The sequence below is a fragment of the Devosia sp. Root685 genome (assembly GCF_001427875.1).
Taxonomy (GTDB): Bacteria; Pseudomonadota; Alphaproteobacteria; order Rhizobiales; family Devosiaceae; genus Devosia.
This window is the reverse complement of sequence record NZ_LMHK01000001.1, coordinates 1,791,473-1,811,175: the sequence shown is the minus strand read 5'-3', so window position 1 is coordinate 1,811,175 and position 19,703 is coordinate 1,791,473. Positions and strand designations below refer to the sequence as shown.

General features: G+C 63.2%; 20 protein-coding genes. 12 read left to right on the top strand and 8 right to left on the bottom strand.

Features of this window, described 5'->3' with window-relative positions:
• Positions 1 to 66 precede the first annotated feature (66 nt).
• The 4 genes from lspA to rsmD all read left to right on the top strand — a co-directional run bounded on the left by lspA (position 67) and on the right by rsmD (position 3,947).
• On the top strand, positions 67 to 621 hold the full coding sequence (gene lspA, locus ASD83_RS08670) for a signal peptidase II (RefSeq protein ID WP_056309710.1): 555 nt from the start codon (positions 67 to 69) through the stop codon (positions 619 to 621).
• 85 nt (positions 622 to 706) lie between these two features.
• Positions 707 to 1,408: a hypothetical protein gene (locus ASD83_RS08665; RefSeq protein WP_156385839.1), complete on the top strand. Its 702-nt coding sequence runs from the start codon at positions 707 to 709 to the stop codon at positions 1,406 to 1,408.
• Positions 1,409 to 1,520: 112 nt separating this feature from the next.
• On the top strand, positions 1,521 to 3,383 hold the full coding sequence (locus ASD83_RS08660; protein ID WP_056309705.1) for a pseudouridine synthase: 1,863 nt from the start codon (positions 1,521 to 1,523) through the stop codon (positions 3,381 to 3,383).
• 3 nt (positions 3,384 to 3,386) lie between these two features.
• Positions 3,387 to 3,947, top strand: a complete 561-nt coding sequence (rsmD, locus tag ASD83_RS08655) for a 16S rRNA (guanine(966)-N(2))-methyltransferase RsmD (RefSeq protein ID WP_056309703.1) — start codon at positions 3,387 to 3,389, stop codon at positions 3,945 to 3,947.
• Positions 3,948 to 4,080: 133 nt separating this feature from the next.
• Here the strand turns inward: rsmD and ASD83_RS08650 are convergent, their stop codons facing one another.
• From ASD83_RS08650 to znuC, 3 genes are all read right to left on the bottom strand, one after another.
• A complete protein-coding gene (locus ASD83_RS08650; RefSeq protein WP_056309702.1) occupies positions 4,081 to 4,497 on the bottom strand; it encodes a Fur family transcriptional regulator in 417 nt (138 codons plus the stop codon).
• Positions 4,487 to 5,305, bottom strand: a complete 819-nt coding sequence (locus ASD83_RS08645) for a metal ABC transporter permease (protein ID WP_056309699.1) — start codon at positions 5,303 to 5,305, stop codon at positions 4,487 to 4,489. Before ASD83_RS08645 ends, ASD83_RS08650 begins: the two co-directional genes overlap by 11 nt.
• A gap of 170 nt (positions 5,306 to 5,475) precedes the next feature.
• Entirely contained in the window at positions 5,476 to 6,279 is an 804-nt protein-coding gene (gene znuC, locus ASD83_RS08640; RefSeq protein ID WP_082561033.1) for a zinc ABC transporter ATP-binding protein ZnuC, read from the bottom strand.
• 113 nt (positions 6,280 to 6,392) lie between these two features.
• On the opposite strand from znuC, the gene ASD83_RS08635 reads away from it, so the two are divergent.
• From ASD83_RS08635 to ASD83_RS08625, 3 genes are all read left to right on the top strand, one after another.
• Positions 6,393 to 7,325, top strand: coding sequence for a zinc ABC transporter substrate-binding protein (locus tag ASD83_RS08635; RefSeq protein WP_056309698.1), 933 nt, complete (start codon positions 6,393 to 6,395; stop codon positions 7,323 to 7,325).
• 189 nt (positions 7,326 to 7,514) lie between these two features.
• A complete protein-coding gene (gene aztD / locus ASD83_RS08630; RefSeq protein ID WP_056309696.1) occupies positions 7,515 to 8,699 on the top strand; it encodes a zinc metallochaperone AztD in 1,185 nt (394 codons plus the stop codon).
• 58 nt (positions 8,700 to 8,757) lie between these two features.
• Positions 8,758 to 9,954 carry a GTP-binding protein gene (locus tag ASD83_RS08625; protein ID WP_056309694.1) on the top strand — a complete coding sequence of 399 codons (1,197 nt, stop codon included), beginning with the start codon at positions 8,758 to 8,760 and terminating at the stop codon, positions 9,952 to 9,954.
• On the opposite strand, the gene ASD83_RS08620 is transcribed toward ASD83_RS08625, so the two are convergent.
• Together ASD83_RS08620 and ASD83_RS08615 are read right to left on the bottom strand one after the other, a co-directional pair.
• The gene (locus tag ASD83_RS08620) at positions 9,955 to 10,311 is read right to left on the bottom strand and encodes a DMT family protein (RefSeq protein ID WP_274532571.1); all 357 of its coding nucleotides are present in this window, start codon (positions 10,309 to 10,311) and stop codon (positions 9,955 to 9,957) included.
• Between the two features lie 117 nt (positions 10,312 to 10,428).
• Positions 10,429 to 10,683: a DUF2164 domain-containing protein gene (locus ASD83_RS08615; RefSeq protein ID WP_056309692.1), complete on the bottom strand. Its 255-nt coding sequence runs from the start codon at positions 10,681 to 10,683 to the stop codon at positions 10,429 to 10,431.
• Positions 10,684 to 10,785: 102 nt separating this feature from the next.
• Between ASD83_RS08615 and ASD83_RS08610 the strand changes: the two genes are divergently transcribed.
• Positions 10,786 to 11,370 (top strand): hypothetical protein, encoded by a 585-nt coding sequence (locus ASD83_RS08610; RefSeq protein WP_156385837.1) that lies wholly within the window; start codon positions 10,786 to 10,788, stop codon positions 11,368 to 11,370.
• Here the strand turns inward: ASD83_RS08610 and ASD83_RS08605 are convergent.
• Positions 11,351 to 11,833 carry a hypothetical protein gene (locus ASD83_RS08605; RefSeq protein WP_056309689.1) on the bottom strand — a complete coding sequence of 161 codons (483 nt, stop codon included), beginning with the start codon at positions 11,831 to 11,833 and terminating at the stop codon, positions 11,351 to 11,353. The two genes, ASD83_RS08610 and ASD83_RS08605, sit on opposite strands and share 20 nt — an antisense overlap.
• Before the next feature lie 223 nt (positions 11,834 to 12,056).
• Entirely contained in the window at positions 12,057 to 12,953 is an 897-nt protein-coding gene (locus ASD83_RS08600; protein WP_056309687.1) for a cation diffusion facilitator family transporter, read from the bottom strand.
• Positions 12,954 to 13,384: 431 nt separating this feature from the next.
• On the opposite strand from ASD83_RS08600, the gene ASD83_RS08595 reads away from it, so the two are divergent.
• The 4 genes from ASD83_RS08595 to edd all read left to right on the top strand — a co-directional run bounded on the left by ASD83_RS08595 (position 13,385) and on the right by edd (position 18,455).
• On the top strand, positions 13,385 to 14,326 hold the full coding sequence (locus tag ASD83_RS08595) for a BadF/BadG/BcrA/BcrD ATPase family protein (protein ID WP_056309686.1): 942 nt from the start codon (positions 13,385 to 13,387) through the stop codon (positions 14,324 to 14,326).
• Positions 14,327 to 14,338: 12 nt separating this feature from the next.
• Positions 14,339 to 15,823 carry a glucose-6-phosphate dehydrogenase gene (gene zwf / locus ASD83_RS08590; RefSeq protein WP_056309684.1) on the top strand — a complete coding sequence of 495 codons (1,485 nt, stop codon included), beginning with the start codon at positions 14,339 to 14,341 and terminating at the stop codon, positions 15,821 to 15,823.
• Positions 15,820 to 16,515: a 6-phosphogluconolactonase gene (pgl, locus tag ASD83_RS08585; RefSeq protein WP_056309682.1), complete on the top strand. Its 696-nt coding sequence runs from the start codon at positions 15,820 to 15,822 to the stop codon at positions 16,513 to 16,515. The genes zwf and pgl overlap by 4 nt, the downstream gene beginning before the upstream one ends.
• 125 nt (positions 16,516 to 16,640) lie before the next feature.
• Entirely contained in the window at positions 16,641 to 18,455 is a 1,815-nt protein-coding gene (edd, locus tag ASD83_RS08580; RefSeq protein ID WP_056309680.1) for a phosphogluconate dehydratase, read from the top strand.
• Positions 18,456 to 18,547: 92 nt separating this feature from the next.
• Here the strand turns inward: edd and ASD83_RS08575 are convergent, their stop codons facing one another.
• Positions 18,548 to 19,702, bottom strand: coding sequence for a citrate synthase (locus ASD83_RS08575; protein WP_056309678.1), 1,155 nt, complete (start codon positions 19,700 to 19,702; stop codon positions 18,548 to 18,550).
• Position 19,703: the final 1 nt, after the last annotated feature.

Here is a 19,703-nt window from a genome sequence, read left to right as displayed (position 1 = left end):
ATACCCCTCATCCGGCGCTTCGCGCCACCTTCTCCTGCAAGGGGAGAAGGGAAGACGGAGAGCGTCGTGAAAGCAAATTCCGCCATCTACACCTCCCTCGTTGCGGCCGTTCTGGCCTTCGGGCTCGATCGGGCGCAAAAGGGCTATCATATCGCGGCGGAGTGCTATGCCATCGGGCAGGCGAACTGCGTCGAGATTTTTTCCAACTATGTGCCGTTTTCGATGACCGGCTGGCGCGGCGGCGAAATCGTGCCGGTGAGCTCGTTCTTCGATTATGTGCTGGTGTGGAATACCGGCATTTCCTATGGGCTGCTCGATGGGCTGCCGGTGTGGACGCTGGGCGCGATCATGATGGTGGCGATCCTCGGGCTTTCGGTCTGGTGGTGGCGCACAGATGCGCCGCTGGTGCGGCTGGGTCTGGCCTTTGCCATCGGGGGAGCGCTCTCCAATGCGCTCGACCGGCTGATCTTTGGGGCCGTGGCCGACTTTTTCCATTTTCATTGGGGAAGCTGGTCATTTTATATCTTCAATATTGCCGATATGGCGATCACGCTCGGGGTCATCCTGTTGCTGGTTGACCTTGTTGGCCTTGGCAAGAGCCGAGCCAAGCCGGCCGATTAAGGCTCGCGCATCATTGTGCTGCCCAAATCTGGCCTTAGGGCCTCAAATGCGCTATAAGCGCCGCCATTATCGTAAGGGACGTTTCATGCGTATTGGATTGACCGGCCACAATGGCCGTATTTCGGCCGCGGCGCGTGCAGTGCTGGCTGGGCTGGCCTTGGCGGCGACGCTGGCACTTGGCGCCTGCACCACGGTCGAAGGCACCAATGCGCTGACCGATTTCGGCACCTTTGAACGCGACGTGCTGAACACCACGGCGCGTGGCGTCGGTCTGATCCCCGGCGATGCGCCGAAGGAAGATCTGACTGCGGCGCGCGCCCCGCTGGTGCTGCCGCGCGACGGCAAGAACTTGCCGGCGCCGAGCACGCAGGTCGCCGCGGCGCAGCTGCCGGCCAATAGCAATACCGTGCAGATCGACACCTCCAAGCTGAGCGAAGCCGATATCCAGCGCCTGCGCAATGCCAAGGTCGTGGACCTGCGTTCGCTCTCGGGCCGTCCGCTGACACCCGAAGAGGCGCGCGCTTTGACGGCGCGCATGAGCGCTGCCGGCATGCAGGTGACCGCGACCGCGGGCCGCCCGCTCTATCTGCCGCCGGATGAATATTTTACCCGCGTGGGTGATGCCAACCTCGTCTGCCGCACGCCGGCCGGCGAACTGGTTCCGCTCAGCGACCCGCGTTGCCCCGAAGCCGTGCGCAAGGCGCTGCGGACCCAGGGTCCGACCAGCAGCGGCGTTCTGGGCGGTGGCCCCGACGTGACCCTCAAGCCTTCGGACGTAAAACTCTAACAGCCTCGTCCGGCATCTCGACGACTCTCCTGGCGGCCGGACAATCCGGCCGCCTTTCGCTTTCTCCGCGCCGCCCAAAATGGGTCCCGCATGTTATGGAAGTCATGTTCGCATGAGCGACACACCAAAACCCGAAACCGCCGATCGTCTTGCCAAGGTCATGGCCCGCGCCGGGCTCTGCTCGCGTCGCGATGCCGAAGGCTGGATTGCCTCCGGCCGCGTCATGGTCAACGGCAAGAAGGTCATTACCCCCGCCTTCAACGTCACGAGCCGCGACAAGATCACGGTGGATGGCCAGCAACTGGCCGAGCGCCAGGGCACCCGCGTCTGGCTCTATCATAAGCCCGCCGGGCTCGTGGTGACCGAGAAGGACCCCGAAGGCCGCCCGACGATCTTCGAGGCCGTCGAAGAACAGGGCCTGCCGCGCGTCGTCACCGTGGGACGGCTCGATATCAATACCGAAGGCCTGTTGCTGCTGACCAATGATGGCGGGCTCAAGCGCGTGCTCGAACTGCCCTCCACCGGCTGGCTGCGCCGCTATCGCGTGCGCGCCTATGGCTATGTGACGCAGGCCCAGCTCGATGCGCTCAAGGACGGCATTACCGTCGAGGGCATCAATTATGGGCCGATCGAAGCGACGATCGAGCGCGAGCAGGGCCACAATATGTGGATCGTCGTCGGCTTGCGCGAAGGCAAGAACCGCGAAGTCAAGAATGTGCTCGGCGCCCTTGGCCTTGAAGTGAACCGCCTGATCCGCGTTTCCTATGGTCCGTTCCAGCTCGGCGACCTCAAGGAAGGCCAGATCGAGGTGGTGAAGGCCAAGATGCTCAAGGACCAGCTCGGCAAGAAGCTGGCCGAGGCCGCCAATGTCGATTTCGACAGCGAAATGCCCGAAGGCCTGTTCCCGCCGCCGCGTCCGAGCAGCGAATCGCCACGCAGCCGTGGTCCCGGCGGTGGGCGCTTTGATGCGCGCGGTGATGACCGCCGGTCGGCTCGTGAGGATGAACGTCCGGTGCGGCCGCGCCGCGTGCATTTTGACGACGATGGTCGCGCGCCGGAGGAATACGAACCCAAGGCACCGGCTCGTCCGGCGCGTGGGCGTGTGGATCCCGACGATCAGCCCGCCAGCAATTATGGCCGCCCGCCGATCCGCGCGCCCAAGCCCGACCGTGCCGATCGCCCGGCGGGTGACCGCAAGTCGTTTGGCGACAAGAAGCCCTATGGTGACAAAAAGCCCTATGGGGACAAAAAGCCGTATGGGGACAAAAAGCCTTACGGCGAACGCCCGTCCTTTGGCGACAAGAAGCCCTATGGCGATCGCAAGCCTTATGGCGACAAGCCGTTTGGTGAGCGGCCGCAGCGTGGCGGCCGTCCGGATGGCAATGAGCGTCCGGCCCGCAGCTTCAATGATCGTCCGCCGCGTCGCGATGACGAACGGCGTGGTGGCGGCGAACGCCCGCAGCGCGGTTTCGGTGACAAGCCGGCGCGGAGCTTCGGCGATCGTCCAGCGCGTTCGTTTGGCGACAAGCCAGCGCGTAGCTTTGGTGACCGTCCCGCTCGTGGTGGTGACGAGCGTCCGGCACGGCCCTATGGCGACAAGCCGGCGCGCGGTCCGCGTCAGGATCGTCCGCAGCGCGCCTTTGACGACAGCCGTCCGCCGCGCCGCGATGATCGTCCCGCTCAGGGCCGCCCGCAGGGTGGCCGGCCCGCATTTGGCGACAAGCCGCGCGGCGCGCGTCCTGACGGTGGTCGTCCCGGCGCAGGCCGTCCGGGTGGCGGTCGCCCCGAGGGCGGTCGTCCCGGTGGTGCACGCCCGGCCGGTGGCCGTCCCACTGGCGGCAAGCCGTTTGGTGGCAAGCCGGGCGGTGGTGGTCGTCCCGGTGGCCGCCCTGAAGGTGGCCGCCCTGAAGGTGGCCGCCCCGGTGGCCGCCCTGAGGGTGGCCGTCCTTCCGGTCCGCGCAAGCCGCGCGGCTAAGTCATGCGGATTGTTGCCGGTAAATTTCGCGGCAAGCAGCTCACGTCTCCGTCGGACGATTCCATTCGCCCGACGGCGGACCGCGTGCGCGAAAGCATGTTCAATATTCTGGGGTCACGGCTCGGGCCGGTGTTCGATGGCATGCGGGTGCTCGACCTTTTTGCCGGCACCGGGGCGCTGGGATTCGAGGCGCTGTCGCGTGGCGCGGCGCATGTCACCTTTGTCGATATCGGCGCGGAATCGCGCGGACTGATCCGCGACCATATCCAGGCCTTTGGCGTGGCGGGGATCACCAAGCTCCTGCGCCGCGATGCGACGGGCTTGGGGACGCCGGGCACGTTTGGGCAGTTCGACCTGGTTTTTCTCGATCCGCCCTATGGGCAGGGTCTGGGGGAAAAAGCGCTGGCCGAACTGGCGGGGAATGGCTGGCTGAAGCCGGGCGCGACGCTGGTCTGGGAAGAAAGCGCCGATGTGCCGGTTGTGGTGCCGGAGGGCTTTGAGCTCGATGACGAGCGCGAATATGGCGCTGCGGCGGTGCGGTTTTTGAGGTTTGGGCAGGTTTAGTGCCACGCCCTCGTGGTTCGAGGCTTTGCCAAAGCAAAGCACCTCACCATGAGGGCTACTGGGACTGAGATATTGCAACAGCCCTCATGGTGAGGTGGGAGCGAAGCGACCCTCGAACCACGAGGGCGTGGCACTAAGCTGCCTTCTGCATACAATCGGCGCAGCGGCCTCGGATTTCCATGGTGGTGCGCTCGACTTTGAAGCCGCCGGTTTTCGCCCAGCTTCCCAGGCGCTGTTCTATGATTTCGTCGGCGAATTCGTCGACCTTGCCGCAGCCTTCGCAGATCGCGAAGGCGATGAGGCCCTTGCGGTGGCAGTGCATGTCGGCGCAGGCGACGAAGGCGTTGAGCGATTCCAGGCGATGCGCGAGGCCGCGATCGACGAGTTTTTCCAGGGCGCGATAGACCTGCAGGGGCGCGCGGAGGCCATCGCCGCGCAGCTTGTCCAGAATGTCATAGGCGCTGAGCGGGCCCATCGAAGCGGTCAGCGTCGATAGCACCAGTTCCTGATTGCGGGTGAGATCCGTCGGAATGTCGTGACTATGCGCCATGGCTTTCTCTCCTGCCGAATAATCTTGCGGTCGGTACCGTGAGCGAGACGAGGAAAATCAGCAGCGCCGCGACGACGATGGACGGTCCCGAAGCGGTATCCCAGGTGAGCGACCCGTACAAGCCGCCGATGACGGATACGGCGCCAAGGATAGCGGCGACGAGCGCCATGATTTCGGGCGTGGCGCTGAGGCGGCGCGCGGTGGCGGCGGGGATGATCAGGAGCGAGGTGATCAGCAGCACGCCGACAAGCTTCATGGCGATGGCGATGACCGAGGCCATCAAGAGCATGAGGAGAATGCGGCTGACCTCGGGTTTGAGGCCTTCGGCTTCGGCGAGTTCGGGGCTGACCGTGGCGGCGAGGAGCGGGCGCCAGTTGAGCGCGAGAATGACGAGAATGGCGACGCCGCCGCCGTAGATGATAAAGATGTCTTCCATCGAGACGGCGAGAATATCGCCGAAAAGGAAGCCCATGAGGTCGATGCGGACCTGGGTGAGGAAGCCGACGAGCACAAGGCCGACGGCGAGGGAGGAATGACTCAAAATGCCGAGGAGGGCGTCGGTGGAGAGCGTGTTCTGACGCTGGAGCAGGAGGAGTGCGCCGGCAACGAGGGCGGCGACGGCGAAGACACCGAGGGTCATGTTGATGGACAAGAGGATGGAAATAGCGACGCCGAGCAGGGCCGAATGGGCCATGGTGTCGCCAAAATAGGCCATGCGGCGCCAGACGACGAAACAGCCGAGGGGGCCGGTAACAGCGGCAAGGCCGACGCCGGCGACGAGGGCGCGGGAGAAGAAATCACCGAGCATGGGGGGTGCTCCGGCTGGGGGCCGGTGCTTGCCGGCCCCCCCTCCCATCCTCCCCCATCAAGGGGGAGGTGTTGGGCTGGTGGGTTAGACTGGATACTGCCCCAAATGCGATCTGCACCTCCCCCTTGACGGGGGAGGATGGGAGGGGGTGACTATTGGCGTGTGAATATTCACCCATGGCTATGCCCCGCATGATCATGGTGATGCTCGTGCGTGCCGCCCTTGCCGACGACGCACCCGTCTTCGTGGTGTTCGTGGTCGTGATGGTGCTCATAGATCGCCAGCGTCTCGGCGGCGCGGGTGCCGAACAGGGCGAGGTATTCGGGGCTGCGTTTGACGGCGGCGGGGGTGCCGCGGCAGCAGACGTGGCCGTTGAGGCAGATGACGGTGTCGGTTTCGGCCATGACGACGTGGAGGTCGTGGCTGATCATCAGGATGCCGGCCTGGGTGGTGTCGCGAATCTGGCGAACCAGTTCGTAAAGCGCCACTTCGCCGGAGAAATCGACGCCCTGCACCGGCTCGTCGAGAACGAGGAGATCGGGCTTGCGGATCATGGCGCGGGCAAAGAGCACACGCTGGAATTCGCCGCCCGAAAGCTCCTGCACCGCGGCATGGAGGAGGCGCCCGGCGCCGACCGCGGCGAGGGCATTTTCGATTTCGGGGCGAGAAAAATGGCCGGTCAAAGTCATCAGCCGCTCGACCGTCAGGGGCAGCGTCCAGTCGATGCTGAGTTTTTGCGGCACATAGCCGATTTTGAGTCCGGGCTTTCGCGAGACCGTGCCTGTGGACGGTTTCAGGACGCCTGTCGCCATCTTGGCGGTGGTCGATTTGCCCGAGCCGTTGGGGCCGATAAGCGTGACGATTTCGCCGCGCGCGATGGAGAGATCGACGCCCTCGACGAGAACGCGGCCACCACTTTTAACGCTGGCATTGGTGAGCGTGATGAGCGTTTCGCCCTTCATGCGCATGTCCATGAAACTTTCCACAAGTGCACTTGACGCTGTCATTTACGTTATAGCATAACACTGCCGCAAGCGTAATAACATAACATATCATTCGCGATATGCTGCCGACAAGAGGTGCCTTTATGAACCGGCTGATCTCCTTTGCCACTCTCGCGAGCCTGCTTTTGACCGGGACTACCATGGCAGCGCCGAGCGTCGTGGCCTCCACCAAACCTGTGCATTCGCTGGTTGCGGCGGTAATGGCCGGGGTTGGTGAACCCGCCCTGATCGTCAAGGGCGCGGCCTCGCCCCATACCTATTCGCTGCGGCCTTCTGATGCCTCGGCGCTCGAAAGTGCCGATATCGTGTTCTGGACCGGACACGGCATGGAACTGTTCCTCGCCGATGCGCTCAAAACGCTCTCGACCAAGGCCGAGACGGTGGAACTGGCGGAATCGCCGGGGATCGAACTCCTGCCCATGCGCGAAGGCGGAGCGTTCGAGCCGCATTCCCATGGGGACGAGGATCACGACCATGACCACGACCACGCGCATGAGCACGAAGAAGGCGACATGCATTTCTGGCTCGATCCGGAAAATGCCAAGCTGATGGTGACCAATATTGCGCAGGTTTTGAGCAAGGCCGACCCGGAAAATGCGGCGACATACAATGCCAATGCCGAAACCGAAATTGCCGCTTTAGGGGCGCTTGAGACGGAGATCGCCGCGACGGTGGCTGGGGTGAAGGACAAGCCGTTCATCGTTTTCCATGACGCCTACCAGTATTTCGAGAAGCGTTTCGGGCTCGAGGTTGCCGGGTCGATCACGGTTTCGCCCGAGGCCATGCCGGGGGCGGCGCGGGTCGATGAACTGCGCACCAAGGTGAGCGAACTTGGCGCCACCTGTGTGTTTGCCGAACCCAATTTCGAGCCAGCGATTGTCAGGACCATTGTTGAGGGCAGCGAGGCCAAGGCTGGTGTGCTCGATCCTGAGGGGAGCACGCTGGCCGAGGGACCGGGGCTTTATGGCGATCTGCTGCGGGGGATCGCGGCTGGGCTGGTGGACTGTTTGGGTTAGTTCGGCGTCTGCCGAAATCACCCCCTCCCATCCTCCCCCATCAAGGGGGAGGTGTTGCATCGCGTGTGTGATTGAACAGCGCCACAAGGCGTTGGCCTGGCCACTCTTTTGAATCGGAGCGCCGGGAAGGTATTCGCACACTCGAATTTTGATCCAAAACGTAACGTTCTAACATATCGGAGCAAAAAAGTGCGTCCTTTCTTTATCTCTCTGCTGCTTGCCACGGCGCTGACCGCGCCGGCTTTGGCCGATGATGTCACTGCGTGGCGGTTGTTTGTCGGGGATCATGCCGAGGGCAAGGTGACCGCGATCGATGCGGTGAGCGGCGACACGCTCGGCACCTTTGCGCTGAAGAGCCCGGCCTCGCTCGTTGCCAGTCAATCGGGCGAAGCGGTTTTTGCCGTGCAGGGCGCGGGCGGTCAGGTTTCCGCCATTCGCTCGGGCATTGCCATTGATGACCATGGCGATCACGGCGATATCGAACTGTCCCAGCCGGCTCTGGTCGATGCGGTAATCTCGGGCGAAAAACCGGCGCATTTCGTCGAGCACGGCGGCAAGGTTGCGCTGTTCTTTGACGGCTCGGGCAAGGTTGACCTGTTCAGCCCGCACGAATGGGCGGATGATGGCAAGATCACGGCGACCCAGCTCGACAGCGGCACGCCGCATCATGGGCTGGCCGTGCCGTGGGGCGATTTTACGCTCGTCTCGACCGCCAATGCCGAGGATGAGAAGAAGCCGCGGATCGGGCTCAATGTGCTCGACGCTTCGGGCAAGCTGGTGGGCGAGACCCATGCCTGCCCCGATCTCCATGGTGAGGCGGCTTCGGGCAATCTGCTGATCGTCGGTTGTGGCGATGGCGTGCTTGTCGTTTCGGGTTCGGGCGAGCCGCAGGTGAAAAAGCTCGATTATGCAGGCCTGCCGGAAGGCAAGACCACGACGCTGATCGGCGGGCAGGGGATGCAGTATTTCCTTGGCAATTATGGGGCCGATAAGGTGGTGATCATCGATCCCGCTGAAGCGGCGCCCTATCGCCTGGTCGAGCTGCCGACGCGGCGCGTGCATTTCGTGACTGACCCGGTGCGGCCTAAGTTCGCTTACATCTTCACCGAGGACGGCTTTTTGCGACAGCTCGATGTGGTGAGCGGGGAACTGGTTCAGGCCGTGAAAGTGACCGAGCCCTATTCCATGGATGGCGAATGGAGCCTGCCGCGGCCGCGCATCGCGGTGGCGGGGGATCAGGTTGCCGTGACCGATCCGCTGAAGGGCGTGGTGCATCTGGTCGATGTGGCGGATTTTGCCCTGGCGGGCGAAATCGCAGTCGAAGGCGCGCCTTATAATGTCGTCGCCGTTGGCGGCTCGGGCAACCAGCACTGACCATCTGCCCTGCCGCTACCGTCGTGGTGGCAGGGCATTTTCCGTTTGGATAGAACCCATGGCCCCCAAGAAACTTCCCGTCACCGTGCTGTCCGGCTTTCTCGGCGCCGGCAAGACGACGCTGCTCAACCACATCCTCAACAATCGTGAGGGCCGCAAGGTCGCGGTCATCGTCAACGATATGAGCGAGGTCAATATCGACGCTGCGCTGGTGCGCGCTGGCGGCGCCGATCTCAGCCGCACCGAGGAAACCCTCGTCGAAATGAGCAATGGCTGCATCTGCTGCACCCTGCGCGACGATCTCTTGGCCGAAGTGACGCGGCTCGCGGCGGAAGGGCGGTTTGACTACCTGCTGATCGAATCGAGCGGCATTTCCGAGCCGCTGCCGGTCGCGACCACCTTCGATTTTCGCGATGAGCGCGGCTTTTCGCTCTCGGACCTGACGCGGCTCGATACCATGGTAACGGTGGTCGATTGCGCGAACCTGCTTAGGGATTATGCCTCATCGGACTTTTTGCGCGATCGGGGCGAGACGGCGGGTGAGGGCGACGAGCGGGCGCTGGTCGATCTGCTTGTTGAGCAGATCGAGTTTTCAGACGTGATTGTGCTCAACAAGATTTCGACGGCTTCCGAGGCTGATCGGCGCGCGGCCCACACCATCCTCAAGGCGCTCAATCCGGCGGCGCGGATTATCGAGACGGATTTTGGCGTCGTGGCGCTTGAAGATGTGCTCGATACGGGGCTGTTCAACCTCGAAGTGGCAGAAACCAATCCGCTCTGGTTCAAGGAACTCAACGGTTTTAGGGACCACGTGCCCGAGACCGAAGAGTATGGGGTGCGCTCTTTCGTCTATCGGGCGCGCCAGCCGTTCAATCCGCTGCTGCTCGATCGGTTTCTGAAAGAGGCCTGGCCGGGCGTCATTCGGGCCAAGGGCTTTTTCTGGCTCGCGACGCGGCCGCATTTTGTCGGGGAGTTGAGCCAGGCCGGAGCGCTGGTGCGCACAGAGCGCCGTGGCCACTGGTGGGCTGCCGTGCCGGCGCAGCGCTGGCCGGACAACAAGGAATGGCGCGATGCCATGGCGCCCTATCTCGACGCAATCTGGGGCGACCGGCGGCAGGAACTGGTTTTCATCGGGACCGACCCGATGAGCGAGGCCGACATCAGGCGGCGGCTCGATGCCTGCCTCGTGCCGGCGCGCACCATGACGCCGGACGCCTGGGCGCGACTGCCCGATCCGTTTCCGGCCTGGTCCTGACTATTTCAGCGGGCCCTTGAAGATGAACAGGGCGCCCACGGCGATGAAGCCGAAGCCGATGGCGTGGTTCCAGGTGAGTTTTTCCCCGAGATAGAAGACGGCAAAGAGCGCGAAGACCGAGAGGGAAATGACTTCCTGAATGGTCTTCAGCTCGGCCGCCGAATAGACGGCGCTGCCGATACGGTTGGCCGGAATGGCCAGCCAATATTCGAAAAACGCCACGCCCCAGCTGATCAGCACCACGGCCCAGAGCACCATGCCGTGATATTTCAGGTGCCAGTACCAGGCGAAGGTCATGAAAATATTGGAGGCGATCAGCAGCCCGATGGGGGCGAAGGTGGCAAAATTGAAGCCCAAGGCTTCCTCCGACGGCAGGCCGGATAATTCCGGCTGCCTCTATTAGCACTGCCGCTGGCTCGGAGAAGTGGACAATTTGCGGGTGCCCTATGCGAAACCTGACATGGGGCGCTCGGCCTAGCGCACATGCTTGGTGGGCTGCTCGAGCGCAAAAATCTCGTCGCTGAGATTGTCCACCTGCTTGCGGATCAGCGCCTGCGCGTCATAGAGGCCGCGATTGTAATAATAGGCCCCCATCTTGTCGGCGAAAAACTGCATCAGCATTTCGGCCGGGATGGAGCCGATGGTTTGGTCCAGCTCCAGGCGAAAATAGTCCTGAATCTCGCCAACGATGGCTTTGGTCTCGTCGCGGTCGAACTTGATCGGTTTCATCGAAAAACTCCTTCAGTCCCGGTTCATAGCGCGAGTCGCCAATTGTGGGCACGTGCTAGCTCGGCCACAATGCCGCGGCTTGAGGAGGACAACCGGAGCGGCATGCACAACACGATCATCTATCTCATCGGCCATTATGGCGTGGGCAAACTCACCATCGGAAAGGCGATCGCGGCTGCGACCGGAGCGCGGCTGTTCGACAATCATCTGGCCAATAACGTCATCTTTTCGCTGATCCGCGAGGACGGGAAAACAAAGATTCCTGAACGCGCCTGGGATCTGATCATGACTATCCGGCGTCAGGCGCTGACGGCCATGGCCGAGATTGCTTCGCCAGAGGCGAGTTTCGTGCTGACCAATGCCCTGATGGAGGGCGATCCGATGGATCGGGAGGCCTATGACGAAGTGATGGCGACGGCGGCGCGGCGGGGGAGCACGTTTGTGCCGGTGTTCCTGTCCGCTTCGGACGCGGCGCATGCCGAGCGTATCCCCTCAGCCGAGCGTGAGGCCCGGCTCAAGATGACCGATGCCGCCGGCGCGGAACTGGTCCGGCAGTCGCGGGCGCTTCTCGCCGTCGATCACGCCAATCGGCTCGATCTCGACACCACCGATCTGCCCGCGGACGAAGCGGCGCTGCGGGTGATTGCGCATGCCGAGCGGCGTGCGCTCAACATGCTGTCGATTTGAGCGAAACGATCAGCGGCTCGACCAATGCGTCGAGCCGCGGGCGGTCCACCTGCGCATATTCGAGGCGGATGGCGGCATAGCCCGCGCCGTCGCAAAGCTGGATCATGTGGTGCTGCAGCACGCGGCCGGATTTACTGGCCGACCATGTGGCCCAGCTTGGCGTCGCCGATTGCGCCAGGACGCCCCAGCCATCGTTTGTGTCCGAGGCAAAGCGCGCATTGGCTTCGGCTTCGAAATCCGGCTCGGCGACGAAATTACCGCCCCAGGCCGTGAGCTTTCCCACACGGCCGTCGAAAAGGAACACCTCTCCGTCGCCATTTTGGCTTTCGCCTTGGCCCTCGAAACCGGGCGGAATGTCGAGCTCGTAGCCATAGCGGGCATTGGCATAATAGCCCCAAGGAGCCTGGGCGAAAGCCGGGGCGGCAAGGAGGAGGGCGGCGAGAAGGGCGGGGATGGTGCGCATGGTTTGGAGACTGCCTGCGTCGTGGGTGGGCGGCAAGGGGGTTGTTCCCCGCGGCGGTCCTTCCAGTAGCCTTCATGGTGAGGTGCTTTGCAGAGCAAAGCCTCGAACCACGAGGGCGTGGCGCGATGGCTCCACTCACTCGACCTCGTGGTTCGAGGCTTCGCTGCGCTCCGCACCTCACCATGAGGTCTTTAAAAGGGTAGGGGCCGGTGAAACTAGCGACCTAAAGCACCACGATCCCGGCGTGCTTGGCCTTGTTTTCGGGCTCGACATGGATGGTGATCTGCAGATCGCTGACCGCTTCGCGCAGTTTGGCTTCGATGCAATCGCAGATCGTGTGGGCGGCCTCGACGGTCATGGCGCCGGGGACGACGAGGTGGAAATCGATGAAGGTCAGCTTGCCGGCCTGGCGGGTGCGAATGTCGTGGGCCTCGATGGCACCATCGGCGTTCTGGGCAATGACCTCGCGGATGGTCTTTTGCGTTTCGGGCGGCACGGCGACATCCATCAGGCCACCGACGCTTTCGCGGATGACGCCCCAGCCGGACCAGAGGATGTTGAGCGCAACGAGCGCGGCTAGCACCGAATCGAGCGCGGCTATGCCGGTTAAGTAGACGAGCACGAGGCCGACGATCACCCCGACGGTGGAGATAACGTCGGTCATCAGGTGCTTGGCATCGGCGACGAGGGCCGGTGAGCGTACGCGGCGGCCATAGCGCCTGAGATAGAGGGCCCAGAACACGTTGATCAGCGTGGCGCCCACGCTGACGGCGAGACCTTCGACCGGCGCTTCGGGCAGTTGCGGCGCCAAAAACCCGAAATAGGCTTCGCGCAGGATCAGGATGGCGGCGACGATGATCATGACGCCGACGAGCACGGCCGAGAAATATTCCGCCTTGTGATAGCCATAGGGCAAAGACTCGTCGGCCGGGCGCTGCGCGAGGCGGACGGCGATCAGCGCGGCAATGGCGGTGACGACGTTGACGATCGATTCGAGCGCGTCGGAATAGAGCGCGATCGACCCGGTGAGATACCAGGCGAAGAATTTCAGCCCGAGAACGACGAGCCCGATACCCAGACTGGCCGCGGCAATGGCGATCGTACGGTCGGTGATGGCCATGGGAGGACTCCGCAAAGGATTGTCACCCGCCATAGCGGCAATGGCAGAGTCTCGCAAGTCGTTGTATTTGCGAGTGATTTTCAGAAGCATTTGTATCTGCGCGGCGACCGGGCAAGCCCTTGATTGCGCAGACTCTTCTCTCAGGCGTCCGCCATCGGCGGTTCGAGCATTATACCTTGGCGCGTGGTGCGGGCCAAATAAAGTCCGCTCAAAGGCAGAGCGTTGCCATATCGATTGCGCTCAAGCGTGAACCAGCCATGCGAAACCTGCCCTTGGCTGGTCGATTTTGTCCGATATGCTACTTTCGTCTTAGCGTCTTTCGCATTATGGTCCGCGCCGAAACGACACCTTAGGGTGTGGCTCTGCGTCGGGTAGGGCAATGTCCACCCCGGCGATTCCCCCGTAGCCCATCCCCCTTATGGAGAGACTGCGTGCCCCGATATTATCTTGGCGTCGACGGCGGTGGCACCAATTGCCGCGTGCGTTTGGCCGACGAGAATCTGGTGACGCTGGCCGAAGTGAAGAACGGCCGTTCCAACCTGCAGATCGATGCCGGTGATCCCGCCTATAAGGCGATCAGCGACGGCACGCGCGATGTGTTCAGGGCCGCTGGTATCGACTATGCCGAGACGGCCAATACCTATGCCTGCTTCGGCATGGCGGGTGGCCGCATGGATACGGCGCGCGCCGAATTTGCCGCGCGGCCCTGGCCCTTTGCGGGCGTCAAAGTTTACGACGATATCGACATTGCCCATGCGGGCGCCCTCGGTGGCGGCGAAGGCGGGGTCGTCATCATCGGCACCGGGTCGGCCGCCATGTCGATCGTTGGCGGTACGCGCTATCAGGCCGGCGGCTGGGGCTTTCATATCGGCGATCAGATGTCGGGCGCTATCCTCGGCCGTGAACTCGCGCGCTACACGGTCGAGGCCGAAGATGGCCTTGCCGAAGGCTCGCCGCTGACCAAGGCGGTGGCCAAGGCATTGGGTGGCGACAATCAGGCCATTATGACCTGGTCGTTTGCAACGGCGATGGATCTCAAACTTTTGAGCGACGACGGCACCGAAGGGTGCGACGACGCGCTGATCGGCCGCGCGCCGGGCGAATATGGCAAGCTGATGCCGCTCTGGTTCGACTATCTCGAACAGAACGATCCGGTGGCGCTCAAACTCCTCGACGTGCAGATGGGCTATATCGACACCTATGTGCGCTGGTTCAAAAGCCACGGCGCCGAGGTGATGGCCATTGTCGGCGGTCTCGGGCAGCGGCTGTTTCCGCGCCTGACCGAGCGCTACGGCACTTTCGTTGCGTTGCCGCAATTCGAACCGCTTCATGGCGCGGTCCTTCTCGCCAAGCAAAACTTCGCCTCAAACTAGGGACTACGCCTCGTGTCCAGCCGCATCATTCCTGTCCCCGCTTTCGACTATGTGGTGTTCGGCGCCACCGGCGACCTGACCAAGCGTAAGCTCATTCCTGCGCTCTATCACCGCTTCAAGGACGGCCAGTTCGACGAGAACAGCCGTTTCATCGGCGCGTCGCGCTCTAAGCTCAGCGAGGCCGATTTCCAGAAGACGGCGCGCGAGGCCATCCTGCAGTTCGTCGAGAAGGAATATCAGGATCAGGCGGTGATCGACCGCTTCATCAGGATATTTACCTATGTGCCGGTCGATGCCTCTAAGCCCGAAGAATCTGGCGATCTCGGCGCGGCTTTGCGCGACGATCCCAAAATCGTTCGTGCCTTCTATCTCGCCGTGGCGCCTGATCTCTTCGAGCCGATCGCGGAATATCTCCATAAGAAGAAGCTTTATCGCCGCGACGCGCGCGTCGTGATCGAGAAGCCGCTTGGGCATGACCTTGCTTCGTCCATGGAGATCAATGACGGCGTATCCAAGATCTTCCAGGAAGATCAGGTTTACCGCATCGACCATTACCTCGGCAAAGAGACGGTGCAGAATCTGCTCGCCCTGCGCTTTGCCAATACGCTCTTCGAGCCTGTCTGGAACTCGGCCCATATCGACCACGTGCAGCTGACCGTGGCCGAAAGCGTCGGCGCTGGTACGCGCGGCTATTATGACGAGAGCGGCGCGCTGCGCGACATGATCCAGAACCATATGCTGCAGCTTTTGTGCCTCGTGGCCATGGAGCCGCCGGCTTCGGACGACGCCAATGCGCTGCGCGACGAAAAGCTCAAAGTGCTGCGCGCCCTCAGGCCTATCACCAATGGCGAAGTCGCCAAATCGACGGTGCGCGGCCAATATCGCGGCGTGAAGTCGGAAACCGTGTCGGTGGCCGGCTATCAGGACGAACTGCCCGAGGACAAGAAGGGCAGCCGCACCGAGACCTTTGTGGCTTTGAAGGCCAATATCGACAACTGGCGCTGGGCCGGCGTGCCGTTCTATCTGCGCACCGGCAAGCGCATGGCCGAGCGCGTCTCGGAAATCTGCATTCAGTTCAAGCCCATTCCGCACTCCATCTTCGATCATGCCGAAGGCGCGCCGCGTCCCAACAAGCTGATCATGCGCCTGCAGCCCAACGAGGGCGTCAAGCTCCTGATGATGATCAAGGACCCGGGCCCGGGCGGCATGCGCCTCCGCGAAGTGCCGTTGAACCTCTCCTTCGCCGAGGCTTTTAACGAGCGCACGCCGGAAGCCTATGAGCGCCTCTTGATGGACGTGGTGCGGGGCAGCCAAACGCTGTTCATGCGTCGTGACGAGCTGGAAGCGGCCTGGAGCTGGGTCGATCCGATCCGCGAAGCCTGGGACCGTTCGAGCGAACCGCCGCAGAGCTATACCGCCGGCACCTGGGGCCCGAGCGGCGCCGTGGCGCTGATCGAGAGGGATGGCCGCTCCTGGTATGAGGGTCCCCTCTCATGAGCATCGACCGCCGCAGCTTTGCCGACAAGCCGACCCTTGCCAAGGAACTGGCCGAGGCCATTGCCGACCGCATCCGCACTGCCATTGCCGAGCGTGGCGAAGCCGCGATCGCAGTGAGCGGTGGCTCGACGCCGGGCAAATTCTTCATGGCGCTGGGCAAGATGCGGGACATCGATTGGTCCAAGGTGATCGTCACGCTCGTGGACGAGCGCTGGGTCGATGAGACCAGCGACCGCTCCAATGCCATGCTGGTCAACGAAAAGATGCTGCAGGGCCCGGCGGCCGTGGCGCGGTTTTTTCCGCTCTATTCGGGTGGCGATGAGCCGACCGCAGAGCAGGTCGCCAAGACCAATGCACTGGTCTCGACGCTGCCGAAGCCATTCGCGGCCGTGATCCTTGGCATGGGCAATGACGGGCATACGGCCTCGTTCTTCCCCGGTGGCGACACGCTCGATGAGGCGTTGAAGGCGGAGGGGCCGACGCTGGCCATTCACGCGCCCGGCGCGGGGGAACCGCGCATAACCTTTACGCTGCCGCGTCTCCTTGAGACCGACGGCCTCTATCTCCACATCGAAGGCGAGGAAAAGGCCGCGGTGTTGGACAAGGCGCTGGGCGACGGTCCCGTCGAGGACATGCCCATTCGCGCCGTGCTGCGCGCTGGAGCGCCGCTAGCTATTTACTGGTGTCCGTAAAACCCCTGGGGCGGTCCCCAATCGACCGCCCTGGCCGTTGAGCGTCCACTGGTCATCGATGCAAGGAATATCCGCGCCAGCGGCCCCCCTTTGGCGCGTCCTTGCCCCTATAGGAGCGTAGAACCATGACCGTCCGTCAGGCAATCCAGGACGTGACCGACCGCATTGCGGCCCGCAGCCGCGACTCGCGCCGCGACTATCTCAACCGCCTCGATGCTGCGCGCGAAGCCGGCGTTTATCGATCGACCCTGTCCTGCGGCAACCTTGCCCATGGCTTTGCCGCCTGTACGCCATCGGAAAAGGCGGCGCTGGCCGGCAACAAGACGCTGAACCTCGGCATCGTCACCAGCTACAACGATATGCTGAGCGCGCATCAGCCCTATCAGTTCTATCCCGAGATCATCAAACAGGCGGCGCGCGAAATCGGCGCGACGGCGCAGGTGGCGGGCGGCGTGCCGGCCATGTGCGACGGCGTCACCCAGGGCATGCCGGGCATGGACCTGAGCCTGTTCTCGCGCGATGTGATCGCCATGGCGACGGCCATTTCGCTCTCGCACAATATGTTCGACGCCGCGGTGTTTTTGGGCATCTGCGACAAGATCGTGCCCGGCCTTGTCATCGGGGCGCTGAGCTTTGGCCATCTGCCGGCGGTGTTCATTCCGGCCGGGCCTATGCCCTCGGGCATGCCCAATGACGAAAAGAGCAAAATTCGCCAGCTTTATGCCGAGGGCAAGGTTGGTCGTGCGGAACTGCTCGAAGCCGAGAGCAGGTCCTACCATTCGGCCGGCACCTGCACCTTCTATGGCACGGCCAATTCCAACCAGATGCTCATGGAAATCATGGGTCTCCATCTGCCGGGCGCCAGCTTCGTCAATCCCGGCACGCCGCTGCGCGACGCGCTGACCCGCGAAGCGACCAAGCGCGCGCTGTCGCTGACGGCGCAGGGCAATGACTATACGCCCATCGGCCACATCATGGACGAGAAGGCTTTTGTGAATGGCCTTGTCGGCCTCCATGCGACGGGCGGCTCGACCAATCACACCATGCACCTGATCGCCATGGCGGCGGCGGCGGGCCTCCATGTCACCTGGGACGACATGAGCGATCTGTCGGACGCAACCCCGCTTCTGGCGCGGGTCTATCCCAACGGCGTCGCCGATGTGAACCATTTCCACGCGGCGGGCGGCATGGGGTTCCTCATGCGCGAATTGCTCGACGATGGGTATCTGCATGAAGACGTAAAAACCGTCTGGGGCAGTGGGCTTTATAATTACACGGTTGAGGCCAAGCTGATCGAGGACAAGCTGGCCTTTGAGCCGGCTCCGGCCGAAAGCGCGCTGCCAAAAGTGTTGGCAAGCGCCAAGACGCCGTTCCAGACGAGCGGTGGCCTGAAACTGCTCACCGGCAATCTCGGGCGCTCGGTGATCAAGGTTTCGGCGGTAAAACCCGAGCATCGCGTGGTGGAAGCGCCGGCGCGCGTGTTCCACAATCAGGACGGTATGCTGGCCGCCTTCAAGGCGGGCGAACTGACCGGCGATGTCATCGCCGTCGTTCGCTTTTCCGGCCCAAAAGCTATCGGCATGCCCGAACTGCACAAACTGACCCCGCCTTTGGGCATTTTGCAGGATCGTGGTTTCAAGGTGGCGCTGCTCACCGACGGCCGCATGTCGGGCGCTTCGGGCAAGGTGCCGGCGGCGATCCACATGACCCCGGAAGCCATTGATGGTGGCCCGATCAGCAAAATTCGCGATGGCGACATGATCCGGCTCGATGCCAATGAAGGCACGCTGACCTTTTTGGGCGACGAGAAGGAGTTCTTCTCGCGCACCCCGGCAAGTGAGGATTTGCGTCCCTCGCACTATGGCATGGGGCGTGAGTTGTTCGCCGGGTTCCGGAGCCTGGTCGGCGTCGCGGATCGCGGGGCGAGCGTTTTTAGCTGAGGCGCTGGTACCCCCACCTAGCCTCCCCCTGATAGGGGGAGGGATCTATCGAGTTTGCGGCGATATTGGTGAGCCCCAATGCACTCCTCCCCCTAGAGGGGGAGGTTGGGTGGGGGTGTCTCCGGCATCACCCCCACATATCTCGCCCTGGGCCTGATCAGCGCGCCCGTCTCGATCTGTTCAAGCGCATGGGCCAGCCAGCCGACGCAACGGGCCAGGGCAAAAATCTGTAGCGGCGCATCGTCGGGCAGGTCGTGGGCGGCAACGAGGGCGGAGAGGGCGAAGTCGATATTGGGCTTTTCCCCGCTCAGTCTTTCGCCGGTTTCGGCCAATTCCGCGAAGAGTTCAGGGACTTCGAACGTCGCCATCAGGGCGGGTGCCCGCACGTCATGATCGGGATAGAGGCGGTGGCCGAAGCAAGGTAACGGCCGGCCTTGCCGGAGGAGGCCGGAGACAGCAGTTTCGACGCCATAGCGTTTTGCATCGCGGACCAGCGCGCCCATGCTGAGGCTGGCTGTGCCGTGCAGCGGGCCTGAGAGGGCGGCGAGGCCCGCGAGCACGGCTGCGGCCAGTGGTGCGCCGGTGGAGGCGGTAACGCGGGCGGCGAAGGTGGACGCATTCAACTCGTGTTCGGCGAGGAGGACCAGAGCGCAACGGAGGGCGTTTGCCGCTTCGGGGCGTTGCCATTGGGCCGCGAGGCGTTCGTGGACCGGGCCGCGGCGGGCGCCGGTGATCGCCGAGGCAATCAAGGACACCACCAGCGTTGCGTCTCTGAAAAGCACGGCGCGGGCGCGGCCGATGGGCGGCATTTGTGTCGCCGCCAGCTCTGCCACGTGGCGATAGCAGGCGATGAGGCCGGCATCGGCGCCCGTGGTGGTCATGGTGCCGAAATCGACTGGCTCCGCCGTGTCCCAGAGGAGCGCGGCCATGTCTTCGAGCGTGGCGGTTTTTGAAAGCGCTGCAGCGTCCTGCCCGCGAATGTAAAAGTGACCATGAGCAACAGTGGAAATGGCGGTGGAGAGCACCGGCTCGCCCCAGGCGATGCTTTCGGCCGCGACTGTCGTCGCCGGGCGGCGGCCTTTTTGACGCGCGGCGAGACGTTCCACATCGTCCTGGCGATAAAGGCTGCGCCGCGGATCAGCGGGGTCCGGCCGGGCGGCGATGCGGCCGCGGCTGACATTGGCATAGAGCGTCTGCGGCTTGGTGCCGAGGAGGGCAAGGGCGGTCTCCGCTGATATCCAACTCATG

Coding starts and splice junctions, on each gene's coding strand:
- ASD83_RS08635 (WP_056309698.1), top strand. CDS start 6,393: ATGAACCGGCTGATCTCCTTTGCCACTCTCGCGAGCCTGCTTTTGACC.
- ASD83_RS08605 (WP_056309689.1), bottom strand. CDS start 11,833: ATGCGCACCATCCCCGCCCTTCTCGCCGCCCTCCTCCTTGCCGCCCCG.
- pgl (WP_056309682.1), top strand. CDS start 15,820: ATGAGCATCGACCGCCGCAGCTTTGCCGACAAGCCGACCCTTGCCAAG.
- edd (WP_056309680.1), top strand. CDS start 16,641: ATGACCGTCCGTCAGGCAATCCAGGACGTGACCGACCGCATTGCGGCC.
- ASD83_RS08665 (WP_156385839.1), top strand. CDS start 707: ATGCGTATTGGATTGACCGGCCACAATGGCCGTATTTCGGCCGCGGCG.
- rsmD (WP_056309703.1), top strand. CDS start 3,387: ATGCGGATTGTTGCCGGTAAATTTCGCGGCAAGCAGCTCACGTCTCCG.
- ASD83_RS08625 (WP_056309694.1), top strand. CDS start 8,758: ATGGCCCCCAAGAAACTTCCCGTCACCGTGCTGTCCGGCTTTCTCGGC.
- znuC (WP_082561033.1), bottom strand. CDS start 6,279: ATGGACATGCGCATGAAGGGCGAAACGCTCATCACGCTCACCAATGCC.
- ASD83_RS08615 (WP_056309692.1), bottom strand. CDS start 10,683: ATGAAACCGATCAAGTTCGACCGCGACGAGACCAAAGCCATCGTTGGC.
- ASD83_RS08575 (WP_056309678.1), bottom strand. CDS start 19,702: ATGAGTTGGATATCAGCGGAGACCGCCCTTGCCCTCCTCGGCACCAAG.
- ASD83_RS08645 (WP_056309699.1), bottom strand. CDS start 5,305: ATGCTCGGTGATTTCTTCTCCCGCGCCCTCGTCGCCGGCGTCGGCCTT.
- ASD83_RS08660 (WP_056309705.1), top strand. CDS start 1,521: ATGAGCGACACACCAAAACCCGAAACCGCCGATCGTCTTGCCAAGGTC.
- ASD83_RS08650 (WP_056309702.1), bottom strand. CDS start 4,497: ATGGCGCATAGTCACGACATTCCGACGGATCTCACCCGCAATCAGGAA.
- ASD83_RS08610 (WP_156385837.1), top strand. CDS start 10,786: ATGCACAACACGATCATCTATCTCATCGGCCATTATGGCGTGGGCAAA.
- ASD83_RS08600 (WP_056309687.1), bottom strand. CDS start 12,953: ATGGCCATCACCGACCGTACGATCGCCATTGCCGCGGCCAGTCTGGGT.